General features: G+C 69.5%; 22 protein-coding genes and 1 tRNA gene. 16 read left to right on the forward strand and 7 right to left on the reverse strand.

Going from position 1 to position 23,206, the window contains the following annotated elements; genetic code table 11:
- The first annotated feature begins 45 nt into the window (after nucleotides 1-45).
- From IC63_RS12350 to IC63_RS12380, 7 genes are all read left to right on the forward strand, one after another.
- Entirely contained in the window at nucleotides 46-1,053 is a 1,008-nt protein-coding gene (locus IC63_RS12350) for a branched-chain amino acid ABC transporter permease (RefSeq protein ID WP_156965466.1), read from the forward strand.
- Between the two features lie 90 nt (nucleotides 1,054-1,143).
- Nucleotides 1,144-2,220 carry a branched-chain amino acid ABC transporter permease gene (locus IC63_RS12355; RefSeq protein WP_036720871.1) on the forward strand — a complete coding sequence of 359 codons (1,077 nt, stop codon included), beginning with the start codon at nucleotides 1,144-1,146 and terminating at the stop codon, nucleotides 2,218-2,220.
- Nucleotides 2,221-2,280: 60 nt separating this feature from the next.
- Nucleotides 2,281-3,570: an ABC transporter substrate-binding protein gene (locus IC63_RS12360; protein WP_036720852.1), complete on the forward strand. Its 1,290-nt coding sequence runs from the start codon at nucleotides 2,281-2,283 to the stop codon at nucleotides 3,568-3,570.
- A gap of 74 nt (nucleotides 3,571-3,644) precedes the next feature.
- Entirely contained in the window at nucleotides 3,645-4,502 is an 858-nt protein-coding gene (locus IC63_RS12365) for an ABC transporter ATP-binding protein (RefSeq protein WP_052042210.1), read from the forward strand.
- A gap of 43 nt (nucleotides 4,503-4,545) precedes the next feature.
- On the forward strand, nucleotides 4,546-5,763 hold the full coding sequence (locus tag IC63_RS12370) for a phenylacetate--CoA ligase family protein (protein WP_036720854.1): 1,218 nt from the start codon (nucleotides 4,546-4,548) through the stop codon (nucleotides 5,761-5,763).
- 56 nt (nucleotides 5,764-5,819) lie between these two features.
- A complete protein-coding gene (locus tag IC63_RS12375; RefSeq protein WP_036720856.1) occupies nucleotides 5,820-7,259 on the forward strand; it encodes a peptidoglycan-binding domain-containing protein in 1,440 nt (479 codons plus the stop codon).
- Between the two features lie 86 nt (nucleotides 7,260-7,345).
- Nucleotides 7,346-9,100: a peptidoglycan-binding protein gene (locus IC63_RS12380; protein ID WP_036720858.1), complete on the forward strand. Its 1,755-nt coding sequence runs from the start codon at nucleotides 7,346-7,348 to the stop codon at nucleotides 9,098-9,100.
- Between the two features lie 97 nt (nucleotides 9,101-9,197).
- Here IC63_RS12380 and ykgO read toward each other — a convergent pair whose 3' ends face one another.
- Both ykgO and IC63_RS12390 read right to left on the reverse strand, forming a co-directional pair.
- On the reverse strand, nucleotides 9,198-9,323 hold the full coding sequence (gene ykgO / locus IC63_RS12385) for a type B 50S ribosomal protein L36 (protein WP_036720860.1): 126 nt from the start codon (nucleotides 9,321-9,323) through the stop codon (nucleotides 9,198-9,200).
- A 78-nt stretch (nucleotides 9,324-9,401) separates the two neighbouring features.
- Nucleotides 9,402-9,476: transfer RNA gene (locus IC63_RS12390), tRNA-Val, on the reverse strand.
- A 164-nt stretch (nucleotides 9,477-9,640) separates the two neighbouring features.
- On the opposite strand from IC63_RS12390, the gene IC63_RS12395 reads away from it, so the two are divergent.
- Genes IC63_RS12395 through IC63_RS12410 form a run of 4 tightly spaced genes read left to right on the forward strand, consistent with a single transcriptional unit; the run spans nucleotide 9,641 to nucleotide 12,120 of the window.
- Complete coding sequence (locus tag IC63_RS12395; RefSeq protein ID WP_036720861.1) at nucleotides 9,641-10,507, forward strand: N-formylglutamate amidohydrolase; 867 nt, start codon at nucleotides 9,641-9,643, stop codon at nucleotides 10,505-10,507.
- 19 nt (nucleotides 10,508-10,526) lie between these two features.
- Nucleotides 10,527-11,417, forward strand: a complete 891-nt coding sequence (locus tag IC63_RS12400; protein WP_036720862.1) for an SPFH domain-containing protein — start codon at nucleotides 10,527-10,529, stop codon at nucleotides 11,415-11,417.
- Nucleotides 11,414-11,692 (forward strand): hypothetical protein, encoded by a 279-nt coding sequence (locus tag IC63_RS12405; protein WP_198026316.1) that lies wholly within the window; start codon nucleotides 11,414-11,416, stop codon nucleotides 11,690-11,692. The genes IC63_RS12400 and IC63_RS12405 overlap by 4 nt, the downstream gene beginning before the upstream one ends.
- Complete coding sequence (locus IC63_RS12410) at nucleotides 11,689-12,120, forward strand: NUDIX domain-containing protein (RefSeq protein WP_036720863.1); 432 nt, start codon at nucleotides 11,689-11,691, stop codon at nucleotides 12,118-12,120. Before IC63_RS12405 ends, IC63_RS12410 begins: the two co-directional genes overlap by 4 nt.
- On the opposite strand, the gene IC63_RS12415 is transcribed toward IC63_RS12410, so the two are convergent.
- Entirely contained in the window at nucleotides 12,117-12,851 is a 735-nt protein-coding gene (locus tag IC63_RS12415; RefSeq protein ID WP_052042211.1) for a hypothetical protein, read from the reverse strand. The genes IC63_RS12410 and IC63_RS12415 overlap by 4 nt on opposite strands.
- Nucleotides 12,852-12,908: 57 nt before the next feature.
- Nucleotides 12,909-13,601, reverse strand: coding sequence for an orotidine-5'-phosphate decarboxylase (gene pyrF, locus IC63_RS12420; protein ID WP_036720864.1), 693 nt, complete (start codon nucleotides 13,599-13,601; stop codon nucleotides 12,909-12,911).
- Between the two features lie 217 nt (nucleotides 13,602-13,818).
- Between pyrF and clpB the strand changes: the two genes are divergently transcribed.
- Nucleotides 13,819-16,446 (forward strand): ATP-dependent chaperone ClpB, encoded by a 2,628-nt coding sequence (clpB, locus tag IC63_RS12425; protein ID WP_036720865.1) that lies wholly within the window; start codon nucleotides 13,819-13,821, stop codon nucleotides 16,444-16,446.
- Nucleotides 16,447-16,537: 91 nt separating this feature from the next.
- Nucleotides 16,538-17,167, forward strand: coding sequence for a ribonuclease T2 family protein (locus tag IC63_RS12430; RefSeq protein ID WP_036720866.1), 630 nt, complete (start codon nucleotides 16,538-16,540; stop codon nucleotides 17,165-17,167).
- Nucleotides 17,168-17,398: 231 nt separating this feature from the next.
- Here IC63_RS12430 and IC63_RS12435 read toward each other — a convergent pair whose 3' ends face one another.
- Nucleotides 17,399-18,400, reverse strand: a complete 1,002-nt coding sequence (locus IC63_RS12435) for an NAD(P)H-quinone oxidoreductase (RefSeq protein ID WP_036720867.1) — start codon at nucleotides 18,398-18,400, stop codon at nucleotides 17,399-17,401.
- Complete coding sequence (locus IC63_RS12440; protein ID WP_036720868.1) at nucleotides 18,397-19,053, reverse strand: COQ9 family protein; 657 nt, start codon at nucleotides 19,051-19,053, stop codon at nucleotides 18,397-18,399. The genes IC63_RS12435 and IC63_RS12440 overlap by 4 nt, the downstream gene beginning before the upstream one ends.
- A 99-nt stretch (nucleotides 19,054-19,152) precedes the next feature.
- Here IC63_RS12440 and rpsU point away from each other — a divergent pair, with 99 nt between their 5' ends.
- On the forward strand, nucleotides 19,153-19,359 hold the full coding sequence (gene rpsU, locus IC63_RS12445) for a 30S ribosomal protein S21 (protein WP_011748553.1): 207 nt from the start codon (nucleotides 19,153-19,155) through the stop codon (nucleotides 19,357-19,359).
- Nucleotides 19,360-19,509: 150 nt separating this feature from the next.
- Nucleotides 19,510-19,887 (forward strand): META domain-containing protein, encoded by a 378-nt coding sequence (locus tag IC63_RS12450; protein WP_052042212.1) that lies wholly within the window; start codon nucleotides 19,510-19,512, stop codon nucleotides 19,885-19,887.
- 3 nt (nucleotides 19,888-19,890) lie between these two features.
- On the opposite strand, the gene IC63_RS12455 is transcribed toward IC63_RS12450, so the two are convergent.
- Nucleotides 19,891-21,549, reverse strand: coding sequence for an NAD+ synthase (locus IC63_RS12455; protein WP_036720869.1), 1,659 nt, complete (start codon nucleotides 21,547-21,549; stop codon nucleotides 19,891-19,893).
- A gap of 227 nt (nucleotides 21,550-21,776) precedes the next feature.
- Here IC63_RS12455 and IC63_RS12460 point away from each other — a divergent pair.
- The coding region (locus tag IC63_RS12460) for a 2-isopropylmalate synthase (protein WP_156965467.1) at nucleotides 21,777-23,206 on the forward strand (1,430 nt) is incomplete at its 3' end.

Consider the following 23,206-nt stretch of genomic DNA (forward strand, 5'->3'; position numbering starts at 1 on the left):
CCCCAACACCGGCACCCCCGCCCCTCTCGCACCGGAGTCCCGCTGATGGAACAGCTTCTCTACGCCTCCGAGGTGGTGGTGAACGGCCTGATGGCCGGGGTCATGTATGCGCTGGTCGCGCTGGGCTTCGTGCTGATCTACAAGGCCTCGGGCGTGTTCAACTATGCCCAGGGCGTGCTGGCGCTGTTCGCGGCGCTGACCCTGGTCGGCATCCAGCAGGGGCAGGTGCCCTTTGCCCATCTCATCAACGCCATCACCGGCGGGCATCTGGACAGTTTCGGCTGGACCGTGCCGTCGCTGCTGGCGATCCTGCTGACCGCGGGGGTGATGGTGATCCTCGCCATCCTGATCGAGAAGCTGGTGCTGAAACACCTCGTCGGGCAGGATCCGATCATCCTGTTCATGGCGACGATCGGGCTGGCCTATTTCCTCGAAGGGCTGGGCGACCTGATGTGGGGCGCCAACGTCAAGACGCTGGACGTGGGCCTGCCGCAGGGCCTGTCCGAGACGATGGAGTCCTGGACAAACAGCCTGACCGGCTATGGGTTCTTCATCGACCGGCTGGACATCTGGGCCACGGTCATCGCGGCGCTTCTGGTCGCGGCGCTGGTGGCGTTCTCGCAATACACCAAGCAGGGCCGGGCCATGCGGGCGGTCGCCGACGACCACCAGGCGGCGCTGTCGGTGGGCATCTCGCTGCGCTTCATCTGGGTCATGGTGTGGTCCATCGCGGGCTTCGTGGCGCTGGTCGCCGGGATCATGTGGGGCACCAAGTCGGGCGTGCAGTTCTCGCTGTCGCTGATCGCGCTCAAGGCGCTGCCGGTGCTGATGCTGGGCGGCTTCACCTCGATTCCAGGCGCCATCGTCGGCGGGCTGATCATCGGGGTGGGCGAGAAGCTGTTCGAGTTCGTCACCTCGCAAGCGTGGTTCGCCAGCACCTTCGGCTTCACGCTCAGCGCGACCGAATCGTGGTTCGCCTATGTGCTGGCGCTGATCTTCCTGGTGTTCCGCCCACAGGGGCTGTTCGGCGAAAAGATCATCGAACGTGTGTGACCGCCGCGCATCTTCTTCTTTGCAGAAATATCCTCCGGGGGCCCGGGGGTGGAAAACCCCCGGTTCGGCCGCGCAGAAAGGAAACCGCTGATGCTTTACCGTGAGGCCGGCGACTTCAAGACCAGCTATCGGGACGACAGCCAGACGTTCCCGCTGCGGCTGGACCGCTGGGGATATTACCTGATCCTTGCGGTGGCTTTCCTCGTCATCCCGTTCGTCATCACCGACTACTGGGCGAACTCGGTCCTGGTGCCGTTCCTGATCTATGCGATCGCGGCGCTGGGGCTGAACATTCTCGTCGGATATGCCGGGCAGGTGTCGCTGGGGACCGGGGGCTTCATGGCGGTGGGCGCCTATGCGACCTACAAGCTATCAACCGCGTTTCCCGAAGTCTCGATGCTGGTCCACATTCTGATCGCCGGCGCGATCACCGCGGTGGTGGGTGTGGTCTTCGGGCTGCCGTCGCTGCGGATCAAGGGGTTCTACCTTGCCGTCGCGACCCTGGCGGCGCAGTTCTTCCTGGTGTGGCTGTTCAACAAGGTGCCGTGGTTCTACAACTATTCGGCCTCGGGGCAGATCACCGCGCCGGAACGCACTTTCCTGGGGTATTTCATCACCGGGCCGCAGACCTCGGCCGCGGCCAAGTACATGGTCTGCCTGGTGTTCGCGGTCGCCGTGGCGTGGATCGCGCGCAACCTGACGCGCGGTACGGCGGGGCGCAAATGGATGGCGATCCGCGACATGGACATCGCGGCCGAGATCATCGGGGTGAACCCACTGCAGGCCAAGATCAGCGCCTTTGCGGTCAGTTCCTTCTTCATCGGCATCGCCGGGGCGCTGTTCTTCGCCGTCTACCTGGGCGCGGCCGAGGTCGGCGAAAGCTTCGGCATCAACAAGTCGTTCCTGGTGCTGTTCATGGTCATCATCGGCGGGCTCGGTTCGATCTTCGGCAGCTTCGCGGGCGCGGCCTTCCTGGTGCTGCTGCCGGTGCTGCTCAAGAACGTGCTGGTCGGCGGGCTGGGCTGGCCCACCGACCTCGCCGCGCATTTCGAGCTGATGATCGTCGGCGCGCTGATCGTCTTCTTCCTCATCGTCGAGCCGCACGGGCTGGCGCAGCTGTGGCGGCTGACCAAGGAAAAGCTGCGGCTGTGGCCGTTCCCGCACTAGTTCTACCACCAAGACCGGGCCTCAACCCGGCCGCAACCTGACCCCTCTGGGAGGAACCTGATGAAACTTCGCCTTGCCGCTCTGGTCGCCGCCGCCATGATGGCCGCGGCCCCCGCCATGGCCGACCTCGTCGTGCCCAACCTCAGCTATCGCACCGGCCCCTACGGCGCGAACGGCAACCAGTATGCCGACGGCTTCAACGACTATTTCACCCTGCTGAACGAACGCGACGGTGGCATCGGCGGGCAGAAGATCCAGGTCCCGGAATGCGAGACCGCCTATAACACCGAGAAGGGCGTCGAGTGCTATGAATCGACCAAGGGCCAGGGGGCGCTGGTCTACAACCCGTTCTCGACCGGGATCACCTATCAGCTGATCCCGAAAGCCTCGACCGACAAGATCCCGCTGTACACCCCCGGCTACGGCCGCACCTCGTCCAAGAACGGCAAGGTGTTCGAATGGGTGTTCAACGCGCCCGCGAACTACTGGGACGGCGCCTCGGTGATCGTCAAGCACCTGCTGGACGTCAACGGCGGCAAGCTGGACGGCAAGAAGATCGCGCTGGTCTATCACAACTCGGCCTTCGGCAAGGAACCGATCCGGACGCTGCAGGAACTGGGCAAGAAGCACGGCTTCACCCTGACCGAGATCCCGGTCGATCCGGCCGCCGCGCAGGAACAGAAATCCCAGTGGCTGCAGATCCGCCGCGAAAAGCCGGATTACGTGATCCTGTATGGCTGGGGGGTGATGAACCAGGCCGCCATTCAGGAGGCCGCGAACGTCAAGTATCCGATGGAAAACCTGATCGGCATCTGGTGGGCCGGCGGCGAGGTCGACGTCGAACCCGCGGGGGCCGCGGCCAACGGCTACAAGTCGGTGAACTTCAACGGCGCCGGCACCAGCTATCCCTATTACGAACAGCTCAAGCAGCACGTGATCGACCCGGGCAAGGCCTCGGGCGGCGGCGCCCATGTCGGCAAGGCGATGTATTCGCGCGGCATGTATGCGGCGCTGGTGATCGCCGAGGCGATCAAGAAGGCGCAGGAACTGTCCGGCACCCCCAACGTGACGCCGGCGCAGGTCCGCGACGGCTTCGAGGCGCTGGACATCAGCGAGGCGCGGATGACCGAGCTGGGGCTGCCCGGCTTTGGCCAGCCGATCAAGATCACCTGCGACAACCACGGCGGCACCGGCATGGCCCGGATGCAGCAGTGGGATGCCGCCGCCAAGGAGTGGAAGTCGATCAGCGACTTCATCGAGCCGGATCAGGAGATCCTGACCCCCCTGATCGCCGCCGATTCCGAGGCTTACGCCAAGGAAAACGGCATCACCCCGCGCACGTGCAGCTGATCTGCGCGTGACCTGACCTGACCCGGCCCGGCGGCGTCGTGCCGCCGGGTCAACCCCCCGACACGGAGGCCCCGATGCTGGACGCTGCCAATGCCCCCCAGACCCCGACCGCCCCGGCCGGCCGCTCGGCCGAGACCCTGCTCGAGGTCAACAACATCGAGGTCATCTACAACCACGTCATCCTGGTGCTGAAGGGCGTCAGCCTGTCGGTGCCCAAGGGCTCGATCACCGCGCTGCTGGGCGGCAACGGCGCCGGCAAGACCACCACGCTGAAGGCGGTGTCGAACCTGCTGCATTCCGAACGCGGCGAGGTGACCAAGGGCACGATCACCTATCGCGGCGAGAACATCACCACGCTGAACCCCGCTGCGCTGGTCAAGAAGGGCGTCATCCAGGTGATGGAGGGCCGGCACTGCTTTGAACACCTGACGGTCGAGGAGAACCTGCTGACCGGCGCCTATACCCGCACCGACGGCGCCGCCGCGGTCAAGCGCGACCTGGACATGGTCTATACCTATTTCCCGCGCCTCAAGGAACGCCGGCGCAGCCAGGCGGGCTATACCTCGGGCGGCGAACAGCAGATGACGGCGATGGGCCGCGCGCTGATGAGCCGGCCGGAAACCATCCTGCTGGACGAGCCGTCGATGGGCCTTGCCCCGCAGCTGGTCGAGCAGATCTTCCAGATCGTCAAGGCGGTGAACGAAGGCGAGGGCGTGACCTTCCTTCTGGCCGAACAGAACACCAACGTCGCCCTGCGCTATGCCCATTACGGCTATATCCTGGAAAGCGGCCGGGTGGTGATGGACGGCGAGGCCGGCGCCTTGCGCGAGAACCCGGACGTCAAGGAATTCTACCTGGGGATGTCGGACGAGGGCCGCAAATCGTTCCGCGACGTGCGGTCCTATCGCCGCCGCAAGCGCTGGCTGGCCTGAGGCCGGTCCGTCCGATCCCCGCCCCAGCCCGAGGTATTTCCAGATGAGCTATTACGACGAGCTTGAAATCCGCAGCGCCGACGAACGCGAGGCCGACCTGGCCGAGGCGCTCGCCCGCGCCATCGGCAATGCGCAAAGCGCCCCCGCCATGGCCCGCGCCCTGCGCGACGTCAATCCCGAGTCGGTCCGGTCGCGGGCGGAACTCGCCGCGCTGCCGGTGATCCGCAAGGCCGAGTTGAGCGAGGCGCAGAAGAAGAAGCCTCCGTTCGGCGGCTACGCGACGAGGTATCCGCATGAATTCAACCACGTCTTCCAGTCCCCCGGCCCGATCTATGAACCCGGCCGGGTGGATGGCGACTGGTGGCGGCTGGGCCGTTTCGCCTTTGCCGCCGGGCTGGGGTCCAGCGACATCCTGCAGAACTGCTTCGGCTATCACCTGACGCCGGCCGGGATGATGTTCGAAAGCGCCTGCCGCGCCGTCGGCGCCGCGGTACTGCCGGCGGGGACCGGGCAGACCGAACTGCAGGTCCGCGCCGCGGCCGATATCGGCACGACGGCCTATGCGGGGACGCCGGATTACCTGAAGGTGATTCTCGACAAGGCCGACGAGATGGGCGAGCAACTGGCGCTGACCCGGGCGTTGGTGTCGGGCGGCGCGCTGTTCCCGTCGCTGCGGCAGGGCTATGCCGATCGCGGCATCGCCACGCTGCAATGCTACGCCACCGCCGATCTGGGACTGATCGCCTATGAATCCCCGGCGATGGAGGGGATGATCGTGGACGAGGGCGTGATCGTGGAAATCGTCCGCCCCGGCACCGGCGACCCGGTCCCCGACGGCGAGGTGGGCGAGGTCGTCGTGACCACGCTGAACCCCGACTACCCGCTGATCCGCTTTGCCACCGGCGACCTGTCGGCGGTGATGCCCGGCGAAAGCCCCTGCGGGCGCACCAACATGCGCATCCGCGGCTGGATGGGCCGCGCCGACCAGACCGCCAAGATCAAGGGCATGTTCGTGCGCCCTGAACAGGTCGCGGCCCTGGTCGCCCGCCACCCAGAGGTGTCACGCGCCCGTGTCATCGCCGACCGGTCCGATGAAATGGACGTGATGGTCGTGCAACTTGAAACCAAAGGGGAAAATCCGGCGCTATATGAGGCATCGGTGCTCGAGGCACTCAAGCTCAGGGGCCGGGTCGAACTGGTTGCGCCGGGGTCACTGCCGAACGACGGCAAGGTGATCGAGGATCGTCGCAGCTACGGCTGACCTTCGGACCCCGCGGGCATGCTTCGGGCGTGAGGCAGGCTTTCAGGGGAAACGACATGGTCACGACAGGACATTGGGGACGGCACGGCAAGGCGATCGGCGCGGCGCTGATCGGGGGCGCGATGCTGATCGGGCCGGGCAGCGGCGCGGTGCAGGCGCAGCAGGCGCCGGTGGTGGTCGCGCCCCAGGCGGTGCCGCCGGTGGCGATGCCGGGCAGCGAGGAAACGGTGCTGTGGGAACTCGCCCGCCGCCGCGGGACGGTCGAGGCGCTGCGCAGCTTCCTGTCGACCTATCCGAACGGCCAGTATGCGCCCGAGGCGCGGGCCCTGCTGGGCCAGTTGCAGGCCGGGACCCCGGCCGGATCGACCCTTGGCACCGCGGCGCCCGCCGCGCAGACGCCCACGGTCACCCCGGCGCCCGACCTGCCGGCCGGCGTGTCGCCCGCCGATGCGGCGCGGGGCGAGGTGCTGGGCACCACGCCGCCCGGCAGCACGCCCCCCACAACGGGCAGCGGCGCCGGCGGGACCACCGCCGCGACCGAGGCGGCGTTGGGCCTGTCCCGCGACGCGCGGATCGGCATTCAGCGCGGGCTGGTCAAGGCCGGCTATGACACCCGCGGCGTCGACGGCCAGTTCGGATCCGGCACCCGCCGCGCGATCAGCCAATGGCAGCAGGCGCGAGGCTATGCGGCGACCGGCTACCTGAACGCCGCCCAGGCTGAAGAACTGCGGATCAGCGGCCGCCCCGGCGGCGGCGAGGGCGCGGGCACCCTGGCTGCGGCGGATGTCGAGGCGGCGCTGGAGCTCAGCTCGACCCAGCGCCGGATCATCCAGTCGCGGCTGACCCAGATGGGCCACGACACCAACGGCGTCGACGGCAAGTTCGGGTCGGGCACCCGCCGCGCGATCACCGCCTGGCAGCGCGGCGCGGGCGTTTCGGCGACCGGCTATCTGACCCGCGCCGATGCCGATGCGATCCTGAACGCGGGCACGGCGCCGGTGGTGGTCCCCGGCGTCGACGCCGATGCGGCGGCGCGGACCGAGCTGGCGCTGAACCTGACCCGCGAGGACCGCATGGCCGCCCAGCGCGGGCTGGTGCGCGCGGGCCACGATACCCGCGGCGTCGATGGCGCCTTCGGGTCGGGGACGCGGCGGGCGATCCGCGCCTGGCAGGTCAGCCGCGGCGAGCCGGCGACGGGCTATCTGACCCGGGCCCAGTTCGACGTGCTGAAGGGGTCGGGCGGCACCGCTCCGGTGGTGGTCGGGGGCGGCGCGACCGCCGCCGACGAGGCCGGACTGAACCTGGGCGCGGTCGAACGGACCGAGGTGCAGACGCGGCTCGCCGCGCTGGGCTATGACCCGCGCGGCATCGACGGCAAGTTCGGCCCCGGCACCCGCCGGGCGATCTCTGCCTGGCAGGGCGACAACGGCCTGACCGCCACCGGATACCTCAACCGCGACCAGCTGGCGCGCCTGCGCAGCCAGCGCCGGAACTGATCGGGACCGAAACCGCCTCGCCGCGCGAAACCTTTGCGCGGCGAGGGGCATTGCGTTGCCACAGGCTGCACCGGGGGGCACGGCGGATGACGACACGGCTTGGATACAGGCTCGCGGCGCTGGCGCTGCTGGCGGCAGGACCGGCGTTGGCCGAAAACCGCGCGGTCGTGGTCGCCAACAGCGATTATGCCAGACTGCCGGACGTCGCCCAGGTCGCGCCCGCAGACGCGATTGCCAGGTTCAAGAAAAGCGGCTTTCGCACCGTCGAGGGGCACAACCTGGACGCCGCGAACCTGCGCCGCGCCCTGGGCGACCTGCTGCGCCCCGATGACGCCCCGGGCCTGCGGGTCGTGGTGCTGCAGGGCCGCTTTGTCCATTCCGGCGACGAAACATGGTTCCTGGCTGCCGATGCCGGGGCCGAGGACCGGCTGAGCATCGACCTCGTCGGCGTGCCCCTGTCGGCGGTGGCCGGGCTGTTGCAGGGGCAGCGCTCGGTCCTGCTGCTGGGCACCGACCAGGCGCGGTTCGACACCGGGAACGGGTTGCAGCCGGGCCTGGGCACGTTGCCCCCGGCGCCGGGAGTCACCGTCATCGCGGGATATACCGACGGCATCGGCCGCGCGGCCGAGGTCCTGTCCCGCGGCGACGGCACCGTGGCTCTTGCCATGCGGCAGGGTCAGTCGCTCCGCCTGCTGCGCGACGGCGCCACGCCCCCCGGAACGCAGCCGGTCGTGGTCGCGCCCTCGGCACCGGCCGGGGGCAGCCGTCCGGTCGTCGTCCCTTCGCCACCGGCGGACGGAACCCGGCCGGCGGTGGTGCCTTCGCCCCCCGTGGGGGGCGGACAGCCGGTCGTGGTGCCGCCGCGGCGGCTGGACGAGATCGCGGCCCCGAGCCCCGAGGAACAGGCGGCATGGACGCGGGCCAAGCGCAGCAACTCGGCCGAGGGCTATCGCGAGTTCCTGCAGAAATATCCGGCCAGCCTGTATGCCGGCGCCGCCCGCGGGCGGATGGGCGAACTGACCCCGGTGGCGCGGACCGTGCAGCCCGGCGGGCCCGAGGCCGCCGAGGCCGCGCTGAACCTGTCACGGGCGCAGAAGGCCCAGATCCAGCGCCAGCTGACCCTTCTGGCCCATGATACGGACGGCATCGACGGCAGTTTCGGCCCCGCCACGCGGCAGGCGATCTCCGCCTTCCAGCGCAATTCGGGGGTGGCGGCGACGGGCTATCTGACGGCCCCGCAGATCGACCTGCTGGGCCGCAGCGCCGCGATCCGCAGCCGCGGGCTCGAGGCCGAGGCGCGGCAGCGCCAGGCCGCGGCCGAGGCGGCCGACAACCGTTACTGGACCGACCAGCGCCAAGCCGGCGCCGCCGGCGCCGAGCGCTATCTCAGCCGCTATCCGCAGGGCCAGCACGCCGACGCCGCCCGCAAGGTCTTGACCGATGCCGCCCGTCAGGGCGGCGACGCGACGGGCGACGACACGTTCTGGGCGCGCGCCCGGGCCTCGGGGGTCGCGGCGGATTACCGCGAATACCTGGAGAAGTATCCTCGCGGCCGCCACGCCGCCGACGCCCAGGCCGCGCTGGCGCGGCTGAGCCAGCGCGCGGCCGAGGACCAGGCGGCCGAGGCGGCGCTGGATCTGTCGCCCGCGGTGCGGCAGGTCGTGGAACAGCGGCTGAATGACATGGGGATCGACGCCGGCCGGGCCGACGGCAGGTTCGATGCGCAGACCCGGCAGGCGATCCGCCGCTATCAGTCGGCCCGCAACCTGCGGATCTCGGGCTATCTGAACCAGTCGACCGTGGCGCGGATGCTGGCCGACACGCTGCTGGACCAGAACTGACCCCAGCGCCCCCGCTCACAATGGAAAACGCCCGCAGAGCGATCTGCGGGCGTTCATCCATCCAACTCACGGCCGATCGGCCGTCCCGGCCAGGGCCTCAGCCCTGGCGCGCCTTGAAGCGGCGGTTGGTCTTGTTGATCACGTAGATGCGGCCCTTGCGGCGCACCACCTGGCAGTCGCGGTGACGCTCTTTCAGCGAACGCAGCGAGTTGCGAACCTTCATCGGTCTCTCTCCTCTTGGCGCGCGCGAGTTGCGCCCGGAAACTGAAATGCCCCCGGTCGATGCCCGGGGGCGGCGAAATGGTGGGCGGTACTGGGATCGAACCAGTGGCCACTACGATGTCAACGTAGTGCTCTACCGCTGAGCTAACCGCCCGTGCCATGTGATTCCGGCGCCCGTGAGCCCGCGGAATCGCGTTGGTCGCGTGTCTATATAGTCAGCCAATGCGCCCCGCAAGTGCCCTTTTCCGTTGCCGCGCTTCGGGTATAGTCCCCCCGAACCGGGCGCAACCGCGCGTCCTGGACGGGGTCCGATGAACCGTGCCTGATCCGTCGCCGCACGCCACCTTCGACCTGACCCGGCCCGAGGACTGGCGGGGCGGGGTGATCTTTGCCTCGCCCCATTCCGGCCGCGACTATCCCGGCTGGTTCCTGGCCGAATCGCGGCTGGACCCGGTGCAGCTGCGGTCGTCCGAGGATGCCTTCGTCGACCGGCTCATCGCCCCGGCCGTGGCGGCAGGCGCGGTGACGCTGGCGGCGCGCATCCCGCGCGCGGTGGTCGACCTGAACCGCAGCGCCGAGGATCTGGACCCGGCCGCGATCTCCGGCATTGCCCCGCGGCGCCCCGATCCGCGCATCCTGTCGGGGCTGGGGGTGATCCCGCGGGTGGTCTCGCATGGCTGCCCGATCCGCCACGGCAAGCTGCCCGAACCCGAGGCGCGGCGCCGCATCGACGCCTATTGGCGCCCCTATCACGCCGCGCTCGCGGCGCTGATGGACGAGGCGGTGGCGCGCTGCGGCCGGGCGATCCTGATCGACGTCCACTCCATGCCGCGCGAGGCGCTGTCGCATCTGAACGCGCCGCCGCCCGACATCGTGCTGGGCGACCGCAACGGCGTCTCGGCCGATCCGTGGCTGACCGCCGCGGTGGCCGGCGCGCTGGACGAGGCCGGCTTTGCCGTGCGGCGCAATTCGCCCTTTGCCGGCGCCCATATCGCCGCCGCCTATGGCCGGCCCGCGCGCGGTCGCCATGTCGTCCAGATCGAGATCGACCGTTCGCTGTATATGGACGAGGCGGCGATCCGCCCGCATGACCGCTTCGACGCCTTCGCCGCCCGGTTCGGCGCGGTGGTGGCGCGGATGGCCCGGCTGGGCGATCCGGGCCAGGCCCGCATCGCGGCCGAATAGTTCGACCGGAAGGACCCACATGGACCAGCAGATCACCCAGTTTCTCGGCCAGAACGCCGCGCTGATCATCCTTGCCCTGCTGATCTTCTATGCGGTGATGACCTCGGTCCGCATCGTCCCGCAGTCCGAGAAATACGTCGTCGAGCGCTTTGGCCGGCTGCGGTCGGTGCTGGGGCCGGGGATCAACTTCACGGTGCCGTTCCTGGACCGGGTGGCGCACCGGATCTCGGTGCTGGAACGGCAGCTGCCGACCAGCCGGCAGGACGCGATCACCGCCGACAACGTGCTGGTGCAGGTGGAAACCTCGGTCTTCTACCGCATCCTGGAACCGGAAAAGACCGTCTATCGGATCCGCGACGTGGACGCGGCCATCGCCACCACCGTCGCCGGGATCGTCCGGTCCGAGATCGGCCAGATGGAGCTGGACCAGGTCCAGTCCAACCGCGCCCAGCTGATCGAGCGGGTGCGCGAATCGGTCGCCAACGTGGTGGACGACTGGGGGATCGAGGTGACTCGGGCGGAAATCCTCGACGTCAACCTGGACGACGCGACCCGCGCCGCGATGCTGCAGCAGCTGAACGCCGAACGCGCGCGGCGCGCCCAGGTGACCGAGGCCGAGGGCAAGCGCCGGGCGGTGGAACTCGCCGCCGACGGCGATCTGTATGCGGCCGAACAGCAGGCCAAGGCGCGCCGGGTGCTGGCCGACGCCGAGGCCTATGCGACCAACGCGCTCGCCGAGGCGCTGGCCCGCGGCGGCATCGAGGCGGCGCAGTACCAAGTGGCGATGAAGCAGGTCGAGGCGCTGACCCAGGTGGCCACCGGCCAGGGCAAGCAGACCGTGATCCTGCCCGCCGCGGCGCTGGACGCGTTCCGCGACGCCGCCCAGCTGCTGAAGGGGCGGACGACATGATCGACTGGACGAATGGTTGGCTGTGGATCATCGCCGCCCTGCTGCTGGCGCTGATCGAGATGATCCTGCCCGGCTATGTCTTCATGGGCATGGCTGCCGCGGTGGCGGTGATGGGGGCCCTGCTGCTCAGCGGGCTGTGGACGGCGGGGCTGCCGGCCGCCCTGGTGCTGACCGCGGTGCTGTCGGGGGTGATCTGGCTGGCGCTCAGCCGGATGCGCGGCGTGGACCGCAGCGCGACCCGGATCTGGCACCGCGACATCAACGACAACGAATGACCGGTCCCGACGACGATGGCGGCCTGCGCTGGCGCGGCGCCAAGCTGGTGCTGACCTGCGGCGACAGCCTGCTGGTAATGCGCCGCGACGACATCCCGACGATCAACTGGCCGGGCATGTGGGACCTGCCCGGCGGCGCCCGCGAGCCCGGCGAGGGGCCGCGCGCCTGCGCCCTGCGCGAGCTTCACGAGGAAACCGGCCTGCGGCTGGACCCCGCACGGTTGACCGGCGGGCCGCAGCCGCTGCCGCACAAGCCGGGCTCGGTCGGGTTCTATTTCCAGGCCGAGATCACCGCGGCCGAGGCGCGCTCGGCCCGGCTGGGCGACGAGGGCGCGGAACTGCGGCTGATGCCGGTGACGGAATTCATCGCCCACCCGCAGGCGGTGCCGCATTTCCGGGGCATCGTGGCGGCGATGCTGGGGCTCTAGTCCCCGGCCGACGCGACCGGGCGCAGCGCGTCGCCCTTGACCAGCCAGGACACCGCAAAGGCGACGGTGGCCAGCGTTTCCAGCCAGAACACCGCGTCCAGCGCGGCCAGCGGCTGGCCAATTTGCCGCGGGCCGAAGAACACCAGCGCGATGGCCGCGATGCAGGTCACGATGGTCCAGCCGCACAGCCGATAGATGCGGTTCGAGGCGCGCTTTTCGGCGTCATCCTCGGGGCCGCGGACGAACAGCACCAGGCAGAACGCGGCGAGCGCGCCGAAGAACGCGAAGGCGCCGGCGAAATGGATGATGCTGGCGGTGTGGTCGCCCAGCAGGCACTGGCTGATCGTGCAGGTCGCGGGGGCATCGGGCAGCGTGGGTGCCCAGGCAACGGCCAGCGCGCCGACCGAGGCGGTGCGCGCCGCCGTCAGGTCGCTCAGCCATTCGCCGGGGCGGGGGCGATAACCCTCGTAGCTCCACAGGAAGACGGCGATGGCGCACAGCGTGCCGACGAAGATCTCGCGCATCGGGGAGTAATAGTAATCCGACATGCTGGGCAGGATGCCGCCGCCGAAGGCCAGCCCATAGGCGATCAGCGCGGCCGGCAGGAAGAATCCCAGCAGCCCGATCGCCCGCCGCACCCGCAGGAAGGACAGCACCAGGTCGTTGTCGGCGCGCTGGATCGCGCCGCTGATCTCGGCGGCGCGGGTTTCGGATGGCTCGGGCTGGGTCATCGGCGGTCCCTCTGGTTGCGAGGCTCGCAGAAGGGCGCGGCCCGGGTCAACGGCGGGTCAACCGGCCGCGCGCTGCGGCAGCCCGGCCAGGATCGCCTGCGCGGCGGCGCGGGGGTCGGGGGATTGCCAGACCGGGCGCCCGACGACGATGTGATCGGCGCCGGCCTCGATGGCGGCGGCGGGGGTCTCGACCCGCTTCTGGTCGCCCAGCGCCGCGCCGGCAGGGCGGACCCCGGGCGTGACGATCAGTCGCGATCCCGGCAGGGCGCGGATCGCGGCGGCCTCGCGTGGGGAACAGATGACGCCATCGGCCCCGGCCTCGAAGGCGCGGGCGGCGCGTTCGACGGTCAGGTCGTGCAGGTCGCCGGGCCGGATCAGAGCCGTGTCCAGGTCGGCCCGGTCCAGCGAGGTCAGGACGGTGACGGCCAGGATTTTCATCTCCGCCCCCGCCCCCTGCTTGGCGGCGCGCACCACATGCGGGTCGCCGTGGACGGTCAGGAAGTCGATGTCGAACTGCGCGAGACCCCGCACCGCCGCCTCGACCGTGGCGCCGATGTCGAACAGCTTCATGTCAAGGAAAATGCGCTTGCCGTGGTCCTGCTTTAGCTCGTTGGCGAGCGCCAGCCCGCCGCCAGTCAGCATCCCCAGCCCGATCTTGTAGAACGACACCGCGTCGCCCAGCTGGCGCGCAAGTTCCAGCCCGGCCAGCGCGTTCGGCACGTCCAGCGCCACGATCAGTCGGTCGTCCATGTCCGTCTCTCCTGCTGTGCAGGGCCTTGTCTCATGCCGCGGCACGGATTCCCAGTCGGCCGGGAACGGCTGCGCGCACCAGCCGTTGACAGGGCGGAAACTTCGTCCGGGCCGCCTTGACGGATCGGGCCATTCCTCCCACATCGCGGGAAAGACCCGCGAACGGGCCGCGCCATGACGGGCGGCCAAGCTGCGGGTGCTGAAAGGAGAATTGCCGATGGACATGGAAAAGTTCACGGAACGGTCGCGCGGATTCATCCAGTCCGCCCAGACCATCGCGATCCGCGAAAACAACCAGCGCGTGGTGCCCGAACACTTGCTGAAGGCGCTGATGGATGACGACCAGGGACTGGCCGCGAACCTCATCACCCGCGCCGGCGGCGACCCCCGCGCCGTGCAGCGGGCGGTGGACGAGGCGGTTGCCAAGCTGCCCAAGGTCTCGGGCGGGGATGGTCAGGTCTATGTCGATCCCAGCCTCGTGCGGGTGCTGGACGAGGCCGAGAAGCTGGCCAAGAAGGCCGGCGACAGTTTTGTGCCGGTGGAACGCATCCTGATGGCGCTGGGCATGGCCAACACCCGCGCCAAGGATGCGCTGGACGCGGGCAAGGTGACCACGCAGGCGCTGAACGCCGCGATCAACGACATCCGCAAGGGCCGCACCGCCGACAGCGCCTCGGCCGAGGATACCTTCGAGGCGCTGGGGAAATACGCGCGCGACCTGACCGCGGCCGCCGAGCAGGGCAAGATCGACCCGATCATCGGCCGTGACGAGGAAATCCGCCGCGCCATGCAGGTGCTGAGCCGCCGCACCAAGAACAACCCGGTGCTGATCGGCGAACCGGGCGTGGGCAAGACCGCGATCGCCGAGGGCCTTGCGCTGCGCATCGTCAACGGCGACGTGCCGGAATCCCTGCGCAACAAGAAGCTGATGGCGCTGGACATGGGCGCGCTGATCGCCGGGGCGAAATACCGCGGCGAGTTCGAGGAACGGCTGAAGGCGATCCTGAAGGAGATCGAGGCCGCCGCCGGCGAGATCATCCTGTTCATCGACGAACTGCACACGCTGGTCGGCGCCGGCAAGACTGACGGCGCGATGGATGCCGCGAACCTCATCAAGCCGGCCCTGGCCCGGGGCGAGCTGCACTGCATCGGCGCCACCACGCTGGACGAATACCGCAAGTACATTGAAAAGGACGCCGCCCTGGCCCGCCGGTTCCAGCCGGTCATGGTCGAGGAGCCGACGGTCGAGGACACCATCTCGATCCTGCGCGGCATCAAGGAGAAATACGAACTGCACCACGGGGTGCGGATCTCGGACGCGGCGCTGGTCGCGGCGGCGACGCTGTCGCACCGCTACATCACCGACCGCTTCCTGCCCGACAAGGCGATCGACCTCGTGGACGAGGCCGCCTCGCGCCTGCGGATGGAGGTCGACAGCAAGCCCGAGGAACTCGACGCGCTGGATCGCCAGATCCTGCAGATGCAGATCGAGGCCGAGGCGCTGAAGAAGGAAGACGACGCCGCCAGCCGCGACCGGCTCGAGCGGCTGGAGCGTGACCTGTCCGACTTGATGGACCGCAGCGCCGAGATGACCGCCCGCTGGCAGGCCGAACGCGACAAGCTGGAAGGCGGAAGGCAGGTCAAGGAACAGCTCGACCGCGCCCGCGCGGAACTGGAGCAGGCCAAGCGCGAGGGTAATCTCGCCCGCGCGGGCGAGCTGTCCTACGGCATCATCCCGGGGCTGGAAAAGCAGCTGGGCGACGCCGAAAACCCCACCGAAGGCCCGATGGTCGAGGAAGCCGTGCGCCCCGAACAGATCGCCGAGGTGGTGGAACGCTGGACCGGCATCCCGACCTCGAAGCTGATGGAGGGCGAGCGCGACAAGCTGCTGAAGATGGAAGACCAGCTGGCGCAACGGGTGGTCGGCCAGAACGATGCCGTGACCGCGGTGGCGCAGGCCGTCCGCCGGGCGCGCGCCGGGCTCAACGACCCCAAGCGGCCGCTGGGCAGCTTCCTGTTCCTCGGCCCGACCGGCGTCGGCAAGACCGAGCTGACCAAGGCGATCGCCGAATACATGTTCGACGACGAGAACGCGATGGTCCGCGTCGACATGAGCGAGTTCATGGAGAAGCACTCGGTTTCCCGCCTGATCGGCGCGCCCCCCGGCTATGTCGGCTATGACGAGGGCGGCGTGCTGACCGAGGCGGTCCGGCGGCGGCCCTATCAGGTGATCCTGTTCGACGAGGTCGAAAAGGCCCACCCGGACGTCTTCAACGTGCTGCTGCAGGTGCTGGATGACGGGGTGCTGACCGACGGTCAGGGCCGCAAGGTGGACTTCAAGAACACGCTCATCATCCTGACCTCGAACCTCGGCGCGCAGGCGCTGAGCCAGCTGCCCGAGGGCGCCGACAGTTCGGACGCGCGCGAGCAGGTGATGGCCGCGGTGCGGGCGCATTTCCGCCCCGAGTTCCTGAACCGGCTGGACGAGATCATCATCTTCCACCGCCTGACCCGCGACAACATGGACGGCATCGTCAAGATCCAGCTCATGGGGCTGGAACGGCGACTGGCGGATCGCAAAATCGCGCTGGACCTGGACGACGCGGCGATGAAGTGGCTGGCGGACGAGGGCTATGACCCGGTGTTCGGCGCCCGGCCGCTGAAGCGGGTGATCCAGCGCAGCCTGCAGAACCCGCTGGCCGAGATGATGCTGTCGGGCGAGGTGCTGGACGGCCAGACCGTCAAGGTCAGCGCCGGGCCGGACGGGCTGATCGTGGGCAACCGGGTCAGCTCGGGCAAGCTCGGCACGGCCGGGGAACGCCCGGCCGGCGCGCCGCTGCAGTGATCCCTGCGCGCCCCGGGGGGAAGCTCCGGGGCGCTTTCATCGCAGGGGGCGGGTTTGACGACCAGCGGCGCCGCAGCCTAGGGTCGCCGGCATGAGACATCTGCTTGCGCTTCTGCTCGCCGCCCTTCCGTTCACTGCCCATGCCGACGGCAAGGCGGGAGAGTTCGATTATTACGTCCTGTCGCTCAGCTGGTCGCCCAGCTGGTGCGCGACCGAGGGCAGGGGCCGGGAAGAGCCGCAATGCGCGCCCCGGCGCCGCACCGCCTTCGTCGTCCACGGGCTGTGGCCGCAATACGAACGCGGCTGGCCCGACTATTGCCCGACCCGCGAGCGCGACCCCTCGCGCCGGGAAAGCCAGGCGATGGCGGACGTGATGGGCTCGGGCGGGCTCGCCTGGTACCAATGGCAAAAGCACGGCCGCTGTTCGGGCCTGTCGGCGCAGGACTATTATCAGGCGATCCGTGATGCCGCCGCGGCGGTCGAGATCCCGCCGATCTTCCGCATGCTGCCCCGCGACGTGCAGCTGGAGGCGGGGGTGATCGAGGATGCCTTCATCGAGACCAATCCCGGCCTGACCCCGGACGGCATCACCGTCAGTTGCACCGGCGAGCGGCTGGACGAGGTCCGCATCTGCCTGACCCGCGACCTGCAGCCGCGCCCCTGCGCCCCCGATTCGCGGCGCGACTGCCGGGCGCGGATGCTGATGGAGGCGCCGGGCTGAACGCTCGGCTGCGGGGGTTTTCCACCCCCGCACCCCCGGAGGATATTTGCCGACAGAAGATCGGGCGTTGAGGAAACCTTAAGCCCTTTGCGCCATCCTGCCGGGGCGGAACAGGCGGGGACGCCGATGGCCGTGGCAGGAGATGCCACACTCTGCCCGGACGAGCGCCGGGGCAGAGTGTGTGCGTCCATCTTCTGTCCTTCAAATATCCCCGCCGGAGGCCGCGGGCCGTCAGGCCCGCTCGTCGCCCCCGACCCGCAGGACGATCTTGCCGATATGCTCGCCCCCCTCCATGCGCTTGTGCGCCTCGTCGGCCTCGGCCAGCGGAAATTCGCGGTCCATCACCGGGCGCAGCCGGCCCGCGGCGATCATCGGCCAGACATGGGCGCGCAGTTCGGCGGCGATGCGCGCCTTGGCCAAGTCGGATTGCGGGCGCAGCGTCGATCCGGTGATCGTCAGCCGCCGGGTCATCAGCGGCGCGAAGTTGATCTGCGCCTTGGGTCCGCCCAGGAAGGCGATGAAGACCAGCCGTCCGTCATCGGCCAGCGCCTTGAGATCGCGGGCGATGTAGTCGCCGCCGACCATGTCGAGGATCAGGTCGGCGCCGCCCTCGGCCTGCAGGATCTTCACGAAATCCGCCGTGCGGTAGTTGATCGCCGTGGCCCCCAGCCGCTCGCAGGCGGCGCATTTCTCGTCGGTGCCCGCCGTTGCCCAGACCCGCGCCCCCAGCGCCGTCGCGATCTGGATCGCCGTGGTGCCGATGCCCGACGATCCGCCGTGGACGAGGAACCGCTCTCCGGCGGTCAGCCCGCCGCGCATGACGACGTTGGACCAGACGGTGAAGCAGGTTTCGGGCAGGCAGGCGGCCTCGGCCAGCGACAGGCCATCCGGCACCGGCAGCGCGTGGGCGGCGGGGGTCACGACATATTCGGCGTAGCCGCCGCCGGGCAGCAGCGCGCAGACGGCGTCGCCCACCTCCCATTCGCTGACCCCCGGCCCGACCGCGGCGACGTGGCCGGCGCATTCCAGGCCCGGCAGGTCGGACGCGCCCGGCGGCGGCGCATAGGCGCCCTGCCGCTGCAGCACGTCGGGGCGGTTCACCCCGGTATAGGCCACCCGGATAAGGATCTGGCCGTGACCGGGTGAGGGCACCGGGCGGCGGCGCAGGTCCAGGACGCCCGGGCCGCCAGGCTGGGCGATGGCGACCACGTCCATGTCGTGCGGCAGGCTCATGCTTTCCCCCTGTAAAATCCGGGTGCCGGAGCCGGAGCGGGCTTGCGGATCCAGCCCGTCGCCAAGTCGGTCAGCGCCGCCACGCCGGGCAGCTTGCGGGCCCCGGCCTTGAATTTCTCGAACCGCATCACGTCGTCGATCCGCCGTTCGATGAAGGCCCGGGTGTCGGCGTCGCCATCCGAGACGTCGCCCAGCCAGTACAGCACCACCGCCCCCCAGACCGAGGCCAGCGTCGCCCGCTTGGTCCACCAGTTCACGTCGTCCGAGCTGTCGCCGATGCCGGTCCAGATCGTGTCCGCCGTTTCCCACATCAGCCGCGCCCCCAGCGCGGTGTTCTGCGGCAGCGCCATGACCGCCGCCCCGGCGCGCACCAGTTCCGGGTCGGCCAGCTGCAGCCGCTGCCAGATCGCCTCGGCGATGCGGTCGCGGATGCGGCCGGGCGCGCTGCCGGCCAGCTTTTCCGCCAGCTGGGCATCGGCGCGGCGGTGATAGGCCGCGGCCAGCGCCGCCCCGCCGCCGGGGAAATGCACCCGCGCCAGGTCGGCGGCCATGCCGATGTCCCGCGCGCCTGCGGCGAGGGCGCGGTGGTTCATCCCCTCGAAGGGCACATGGGTCAGCGCTGCGTCCAGCAGGCGGTCTCGGTCATCTTGCATCGAATCCTCCGGTCTGGCTGGACAAGCGGGCTGCGCCAAGCTAAGGGACCGCGTCCTGCAATCAGATCAACTCTAACCTAGGAAGGTGGTGACAACCACATGCAGGTAAGCGTTCGCGACAACAACGTCGAACAGGCGCTTCGTGCCCTGAAGAAGAAACTTCAGCGCGAAGGGGTCTTCCGTGAAATGAAGCTCAAGCAGCATTTCGAGAAGCCGTCGGTCAAGAAGGCCCGTGAAAAGGCCGAGGCCGTCCGCCGCGCCCGCAAGCTGGCCCGTAAAAAGGCCCAGCGCGAAGGCGCTCTGTAAGGCGTCAGCGAAGCCGTTGGATCAGGAAGACCCCCGTGGCCCGGCCGCGGGGGTTTTTCACTGCCCGATCACGCGGACGATCACGGGAATGGCAGGTGACTTGCGCCGCGACCTCTGGTCCTGTCCGCGCGACCCGAAACAGAGAGACCGATGTTCCGCCATGCCGCCCTCCCCGCCCTGCTGGCCCTGGCCGCCTGCGTCCAGCCCGAACCGGGCGCCTCGTTCGACGGCAGCTATCGCCTGCTGACCATCGACGGCAAGCCGATCCCCGGCACCGCGACCATGACCATCGCCGGCAAGTCGGTCCGGGGCAGCGCCCCCTGCAACGAATACTGGACCACCAACGGCGCCGACTGGCCGGCCGTCAGGCTGGCCCCGATCGCCAGCACCCGCCGCCAATGCTATGTCGAGGGCGGCGAGGCCGAGTTCCTCGGCGCGCTGGCCGCGACCACCCAGGCCGAGCCGGTCGCCGGCGGGCTGGAGCTGGTCGGCCCCGCGCACCGGATGCGGTTCCGCACGGGCGAGTGACCCTCAGCCGTTGTCCCGCCAGCGGTTCACCAGCGGATAGCGGCGGTCCAGCCAAAAGGCGCGCGGCGACACCCGCGGCCCCGGCGCCGCCTGATAGCGTTTCCATTCGCTGACATAGACCAGGTGTTCGACCTTCTTGACCGTGTCGCGGTCGAACCCCTGCGCGACCAGATCGGCCACCGACTGGTCGCGCTCGATCAGCCCATACAGGATCGCGTCCAGCACCTCATAGGGCGGCAGCGAATCCTGGTCGGTCTGGTCGGGACGCAGCTCGGCCGAAGGCGGCTTGGTGATGACGTTGGGCGGAATCACCTCGCCCGCCGGGGCCAGCATCCACGGGCGATGGTTGGCGTTGCGCCAGCGGCAAGTGTCGAACACGCGGGTCTTGTAAAGATCCTTGAGCGGGTTATAGCCGCCCGCCATGTCGCCATAGATCGTCGCATAACCGACCGCGACCTCGGACTTGTTGCCGGTGGAGAGCAGCAGCTCGCCGAACTTGTTCGACAGCGCCATCAGCAGCAGGCCGCGCAGGCGGGACTGGATGTTTTCCTCGGTCAGGTCGGGCGTCGTCCCGGCCATGACGCCGGACAGCGCCTCGGTCACCGCGGCCCGCGGTCCCTCGATCGGGATCGTGTCCATGCGGATGCCCAGCCGCCGGGCCACGGCCTCGGCGTCGTCCAGCGAATGCTGGCTGGAATATTCCGAAGGCATCCGGACCCCGCGCACGTTGTCCGGCCCCAGCACGTCGGCGGCGATGGTGGCGACCAGCGCCGAATCGATCCCGCCCGACAGGCCCAGCAGCGCCTTGCGGAACCCTGACTTGCGCATGTAGTCGCCCAGGCCCACGCACATCGCGCGGTAATCCTGTTCCCAGGCATCGGGCTGCGGCACCATCTCGCCGCGTTCGGCCCGCCAGCCTTCGGACGTGCGGGTGAAATCGACATGGACCAGCCCCTCGTCGAAGGGCGCCATCTGCACGACCTTGTGCCCGCCGGGGTTCAGCACAAAGGACGCGCCGTCATAGACCTGGTCGTCCTGCCCGCCGACCATGTTCACATAGGCCAGGGGCAGGCCGCCTTCGTGGACCCGCGCGACCATGTGGCCCATCCGCAGGTCCAGCTTGTCGCGGTGATAGGGGCTGCCGTTCGGCACGATCAGGATCTCGGCCCCCGTCTCGGCCAGCGTCTCGGTGACGGCGGGCCACCACGCATCCTCGCAGATGGGCGATCCGATGCGGACGCCGTTCACCACATAAGGGCCGCTGATCGGGCCGGGATCGAACAGCCGCAATTCGTCGAACAGCTGCTTGTGCGGCAGCTCGTGTTTGTAGACCCGCGCCACGACCTGCCCGCCCTGCAGGATCAGCCAGGCGTTGTGCAGCTTGTCGCCCTTGGTCCAGGGGCCGCCGATGCCGATGGTGGGGCCGTCGGCGCAGTCGGCGGCCAGCTGCTCGATCGCGGCGCGGCAGTCGCGCAGGAAGGCGGGCTTCAGCACCAGGTCCTGGGTCTGGTAGCCGGTGATGAACATCTCGGGCAGCGCCAGCATGTCGGCGCCAGCGTCCCGCGCCGCGGCGAACGCCGCGCGCGCCCTGGCGGCGTTGCCCGTCAGATCGCCGACGGTGGCGTTCAGCTGGGCCATGGTCAGGCGGAAACGGTCGGTCATCGGAGGGCTCCTGGCAACGTCGGCGCGACGATAGGGCGCGGCGCGGGCAAGGAAACCCCCGGCCCGCCCCCCCGGAACCGGCTTTCTTCTTTGTCCAAATATCCCCGCCGGAGGCTCCGGCCGCGCAACCAGGCGCCAGACTGCGGGCTTTGCGTCGCCGGCCGCGTTGGGTTACATCGGGCCAGACGGCGGGCGGCAGACCCGCGAGCATGAAAGGCACCCAGGCGATGAAACCCGCATTGCGCGCCGCGGCCCTGGCGACGGGTCTGGCCCTGGTCCAGCCCGCCGCCGCGCCGGCCCAGAACGCCGCGGTGGTGACCAAGCAATATGACGACGGCGGGGTTTACGAGGGCACCTTCCGCAACGGCCGCCAGCACGGCCGGGGCAGCTATGCGCTGCCCTCTGGCTATCGCTACGAGGGCGACTGGGTGGACGGGGAAATCCTCGGCCAGGGCAAGGCGACCTATCCCAACGGCTCGGTCTATGAGGGCGCCTTCGCCAAGGGCAAGCCGAACGGCAAGGGCAGGATCACCTTCGCCGATGGCGGCAGCTACGAGGGCGACTGGCTGGACGGCCAGATGACCGGCCAGGGCAGCGCCGCCTATGTGAACGGCGCGACCTATGCCGGCGGCTTCCGGAACGGGCTGCATCACGACAAGGGCCTGCTGACCCAGAAAAGCGGTTATCGCTACGACGGCGACTGGGTGAACGGGGTCAAGGAAGGCCACGGCCGGATCACCTATCCCGACGGCTCGGTCTACGAGGGCGGCATGCTGGCCGATGTCCGCGCCGGCCGCGGCAAGCTGACCATGCCCGACGGGCTGGTCTATGACGGCGTCTGGGCCGGCGGGCAGATGTCCGGCCAGGGCCGGCTCGTCCAGCCCAACGGCGACAGCTACGAGGGCACGATGGTCGCCAACCGGCGCGAGGGGCAGGGCATCGCCACCTTCGCCAATGGCGACGTGTACGAGGGCGGCTTCCGCGCCGACAAGCGCCACGGAAAGGGAATCTTCACCGGCACCGACGGCTATATGTACGACGGCGACTGGGTCGATGGCCGGATGGAGGGCGCGGGCGTCATCCAGTATCCCGACGGCTCGGTCTACGAGGGCGCGCTCAAGGCCGACCAGCCGGACGGCAAGGGCCGGATCACCTATCCCGACGGCGCCAGCTACGAGGGCGACTGGGTTGCCGGTGTGATCGAGGGGCAGGGCAAGGCCGTCTATGCGAACGGGCTGACCTACGAGGGCGGCTTCAAGGACGCCCGGAACGAGGGGCTGGGCCGCATGTCCCACCCCGACGGCTATGTCTATAACGGTCAGTGGAAGGGCGGCCAGCGCCACGGCGAGGGGCACGCGACCTATGTCGACGGCACCGTCTACAAGGGCCAGTTCGCCAACGGCCTGCGCGAGGGGCAGGGCCTGCTGACCACCACCGACGGGTTCCGCTACGAGGGCGGCTGGAAGGCCGGCGAGATCGACGGCGAGGGCACCGCGACCTATACCAACGGCGACGTCTATACCGGGCATTTCGTGGCCGGAAAGCGGCAAGGGACCGGGCGCATGCAATACGCCTCGGGCCGGGTGGCCGAGGGCCAATGGCAGGACGACAAGCTCGCGCCCGAGGGGGCGGCGAGCGGCGCTGCGGGGTCCGGGGG

The organism is Paracoccus sphaerophysae, from assembly GCF_000763805.1.
GTDB lineage: Bacteria > Pseudomonadota > Alphaproteobacteria > Rhodobacterales > Rhodobacteraceae > Paracoccus > Paracoccus sphaerophysae.

Excerpts from the sequence above, each read along its gene's own strand:
- IC63_RS12355 (WP_036720871.1), top strand. The coding sequence starts at position 1,144 with ATGCTTTACCGTGAGGCCGGCGACTTCAAGACCAGCTATCGGGACGAC.
- IC63_RS12380 (WP_036720858.1), top strand. The coding sequence starts at position 7,346 with ATGACGACACGGCTTGGATACAGGCTCGCGGCGCTGGCGCTGCTGGCG.
- IC63_RS12370 (WP_036720854.1), top strand. The coding sequence starts at position 4,546 with ATGAGCTATTACGACGAGCTTGAAATCCGCAGCGCCGACGAACGCGAG.
- IC63_RS12365 (WP_052042210.1), top strand. The coding sequence starts at position 3,645 with ATGCTGGACGCTGCCAATGCCCCCCAGACCCCGACCGCCCCGGCCGGC.
- clpB (WP_036720865.1), top strand. The coding sequence starts at position 13,819 with ATGGACATGGAAAAGTTCACGGAACGGTCGCGCGGATTCATCCAGTCC.
- IC63_RS12430 (WP_036720866.1), top strand. The coding sequence starts at position 16,538 with ATGAGACATCTGCTTGCGCTTCTGCTCGCCGCCCTTCCGTTCACTGCC.
- IC63_RS12405 (WP_198026316.1), top strand. The coding sequence starts at position 11,414 with ATGATCGACTGGACGAATGGTTGGCTGTGGATCATCGCCGCCCTGCTG.
- IC63_RS12400 (WP_036720862.1), top strand. The coding sequence starts at position 10,527 with ATGGACCAGCAGATCACCCAGTTTCTCGGCCAGAACGCCGCGCTGATC.
- IC63_RS12415 (WP_052042211.1), bottom strand. The coding sequence starts at position 12,851 with ATGACCCAGCCCGAGCCATCCGAAACCCGCGCCGCCGAGATCAGCGGC.
- IC63_RS12440 (WP_036720868.1), bottom strand. The coding sequence starts at position 19,053 with ATGCAAGATGACCGAGACCGCCTGCTGGACGCAGCGCTGACCCATGTG.
- pyrF (WP_036720864.1), bottom strand. The coding sequence starts at position 13,601 with ATGGACGACCGACTGATCGTGGCGCTGGACGTGCCGAACGCGCTGGCC.
- rpsU (WP_011748553.1), top strand. The coding sequence starts at position 19,153 with ATGCAGGTAAGCGTTCGCGACAACAACGTCGAACAGGCGCTTCGTGCC.
- IC63_RS12360 (WP_036720852.1), top strand. The coding sequence starts at position 2,281 with ATGAAACTTCGCCTTGCCGCTCTGGTCGCCGCCGCCATGATGGCCGCG.
- IC63_RS12350 (WP_156965466.1), top strand. The coding sequence starts at position 46 with ATGGAACAGCTTCTCTACGCCTCCGAGGTGGTGGTGAACGGCCTGATG.
- ykgO (WP_036720860.1), bottom strand. The coding sequence starts at position 9,323 with ATGAAGGTTCGCAACTCGCTGCGTTCGCTGAAAGAGCGTCACCGCGAC.
- IC63_RS12455 (WP_036720869.1), bottom strand. The coding sequence starts at position 21,549 with ATGACCGACCGTTTCCGCCTGACCATGGCCCAGCTGAACGCCACCGTC.
- IC63_RS12450 (WP_052042212.1), top strand. The coding sequence starts at position 19,510 with ATGTTCCGCCATGCCGCCCTCCCCGCCCTGCTGGCCCTGGCCGCCTGC.
- IC63_RS12375 (WP_036720856.1), top strand. The coding sequence starts at position 5,820 with ATGGTCACGACAGGACATTGGGGACGGCACGGCAAGGCGATCGGCGCG.
- IC63_RS12410 (WP_036720863.1), top strand. The coding sequence starts at position 11,689 with ATGACCGGTCCCGACGACGATGGCGGCCTGCGCTGGCGCGGCGCCAAG.
- IC63_RS12435 (WP_036720867.1), bottom strand. The coding sequence starts at position 18,400 with ATGAGCCTGCCGCACGACATGGACGTGGTCGCCATCGCCCAGCCTGGC.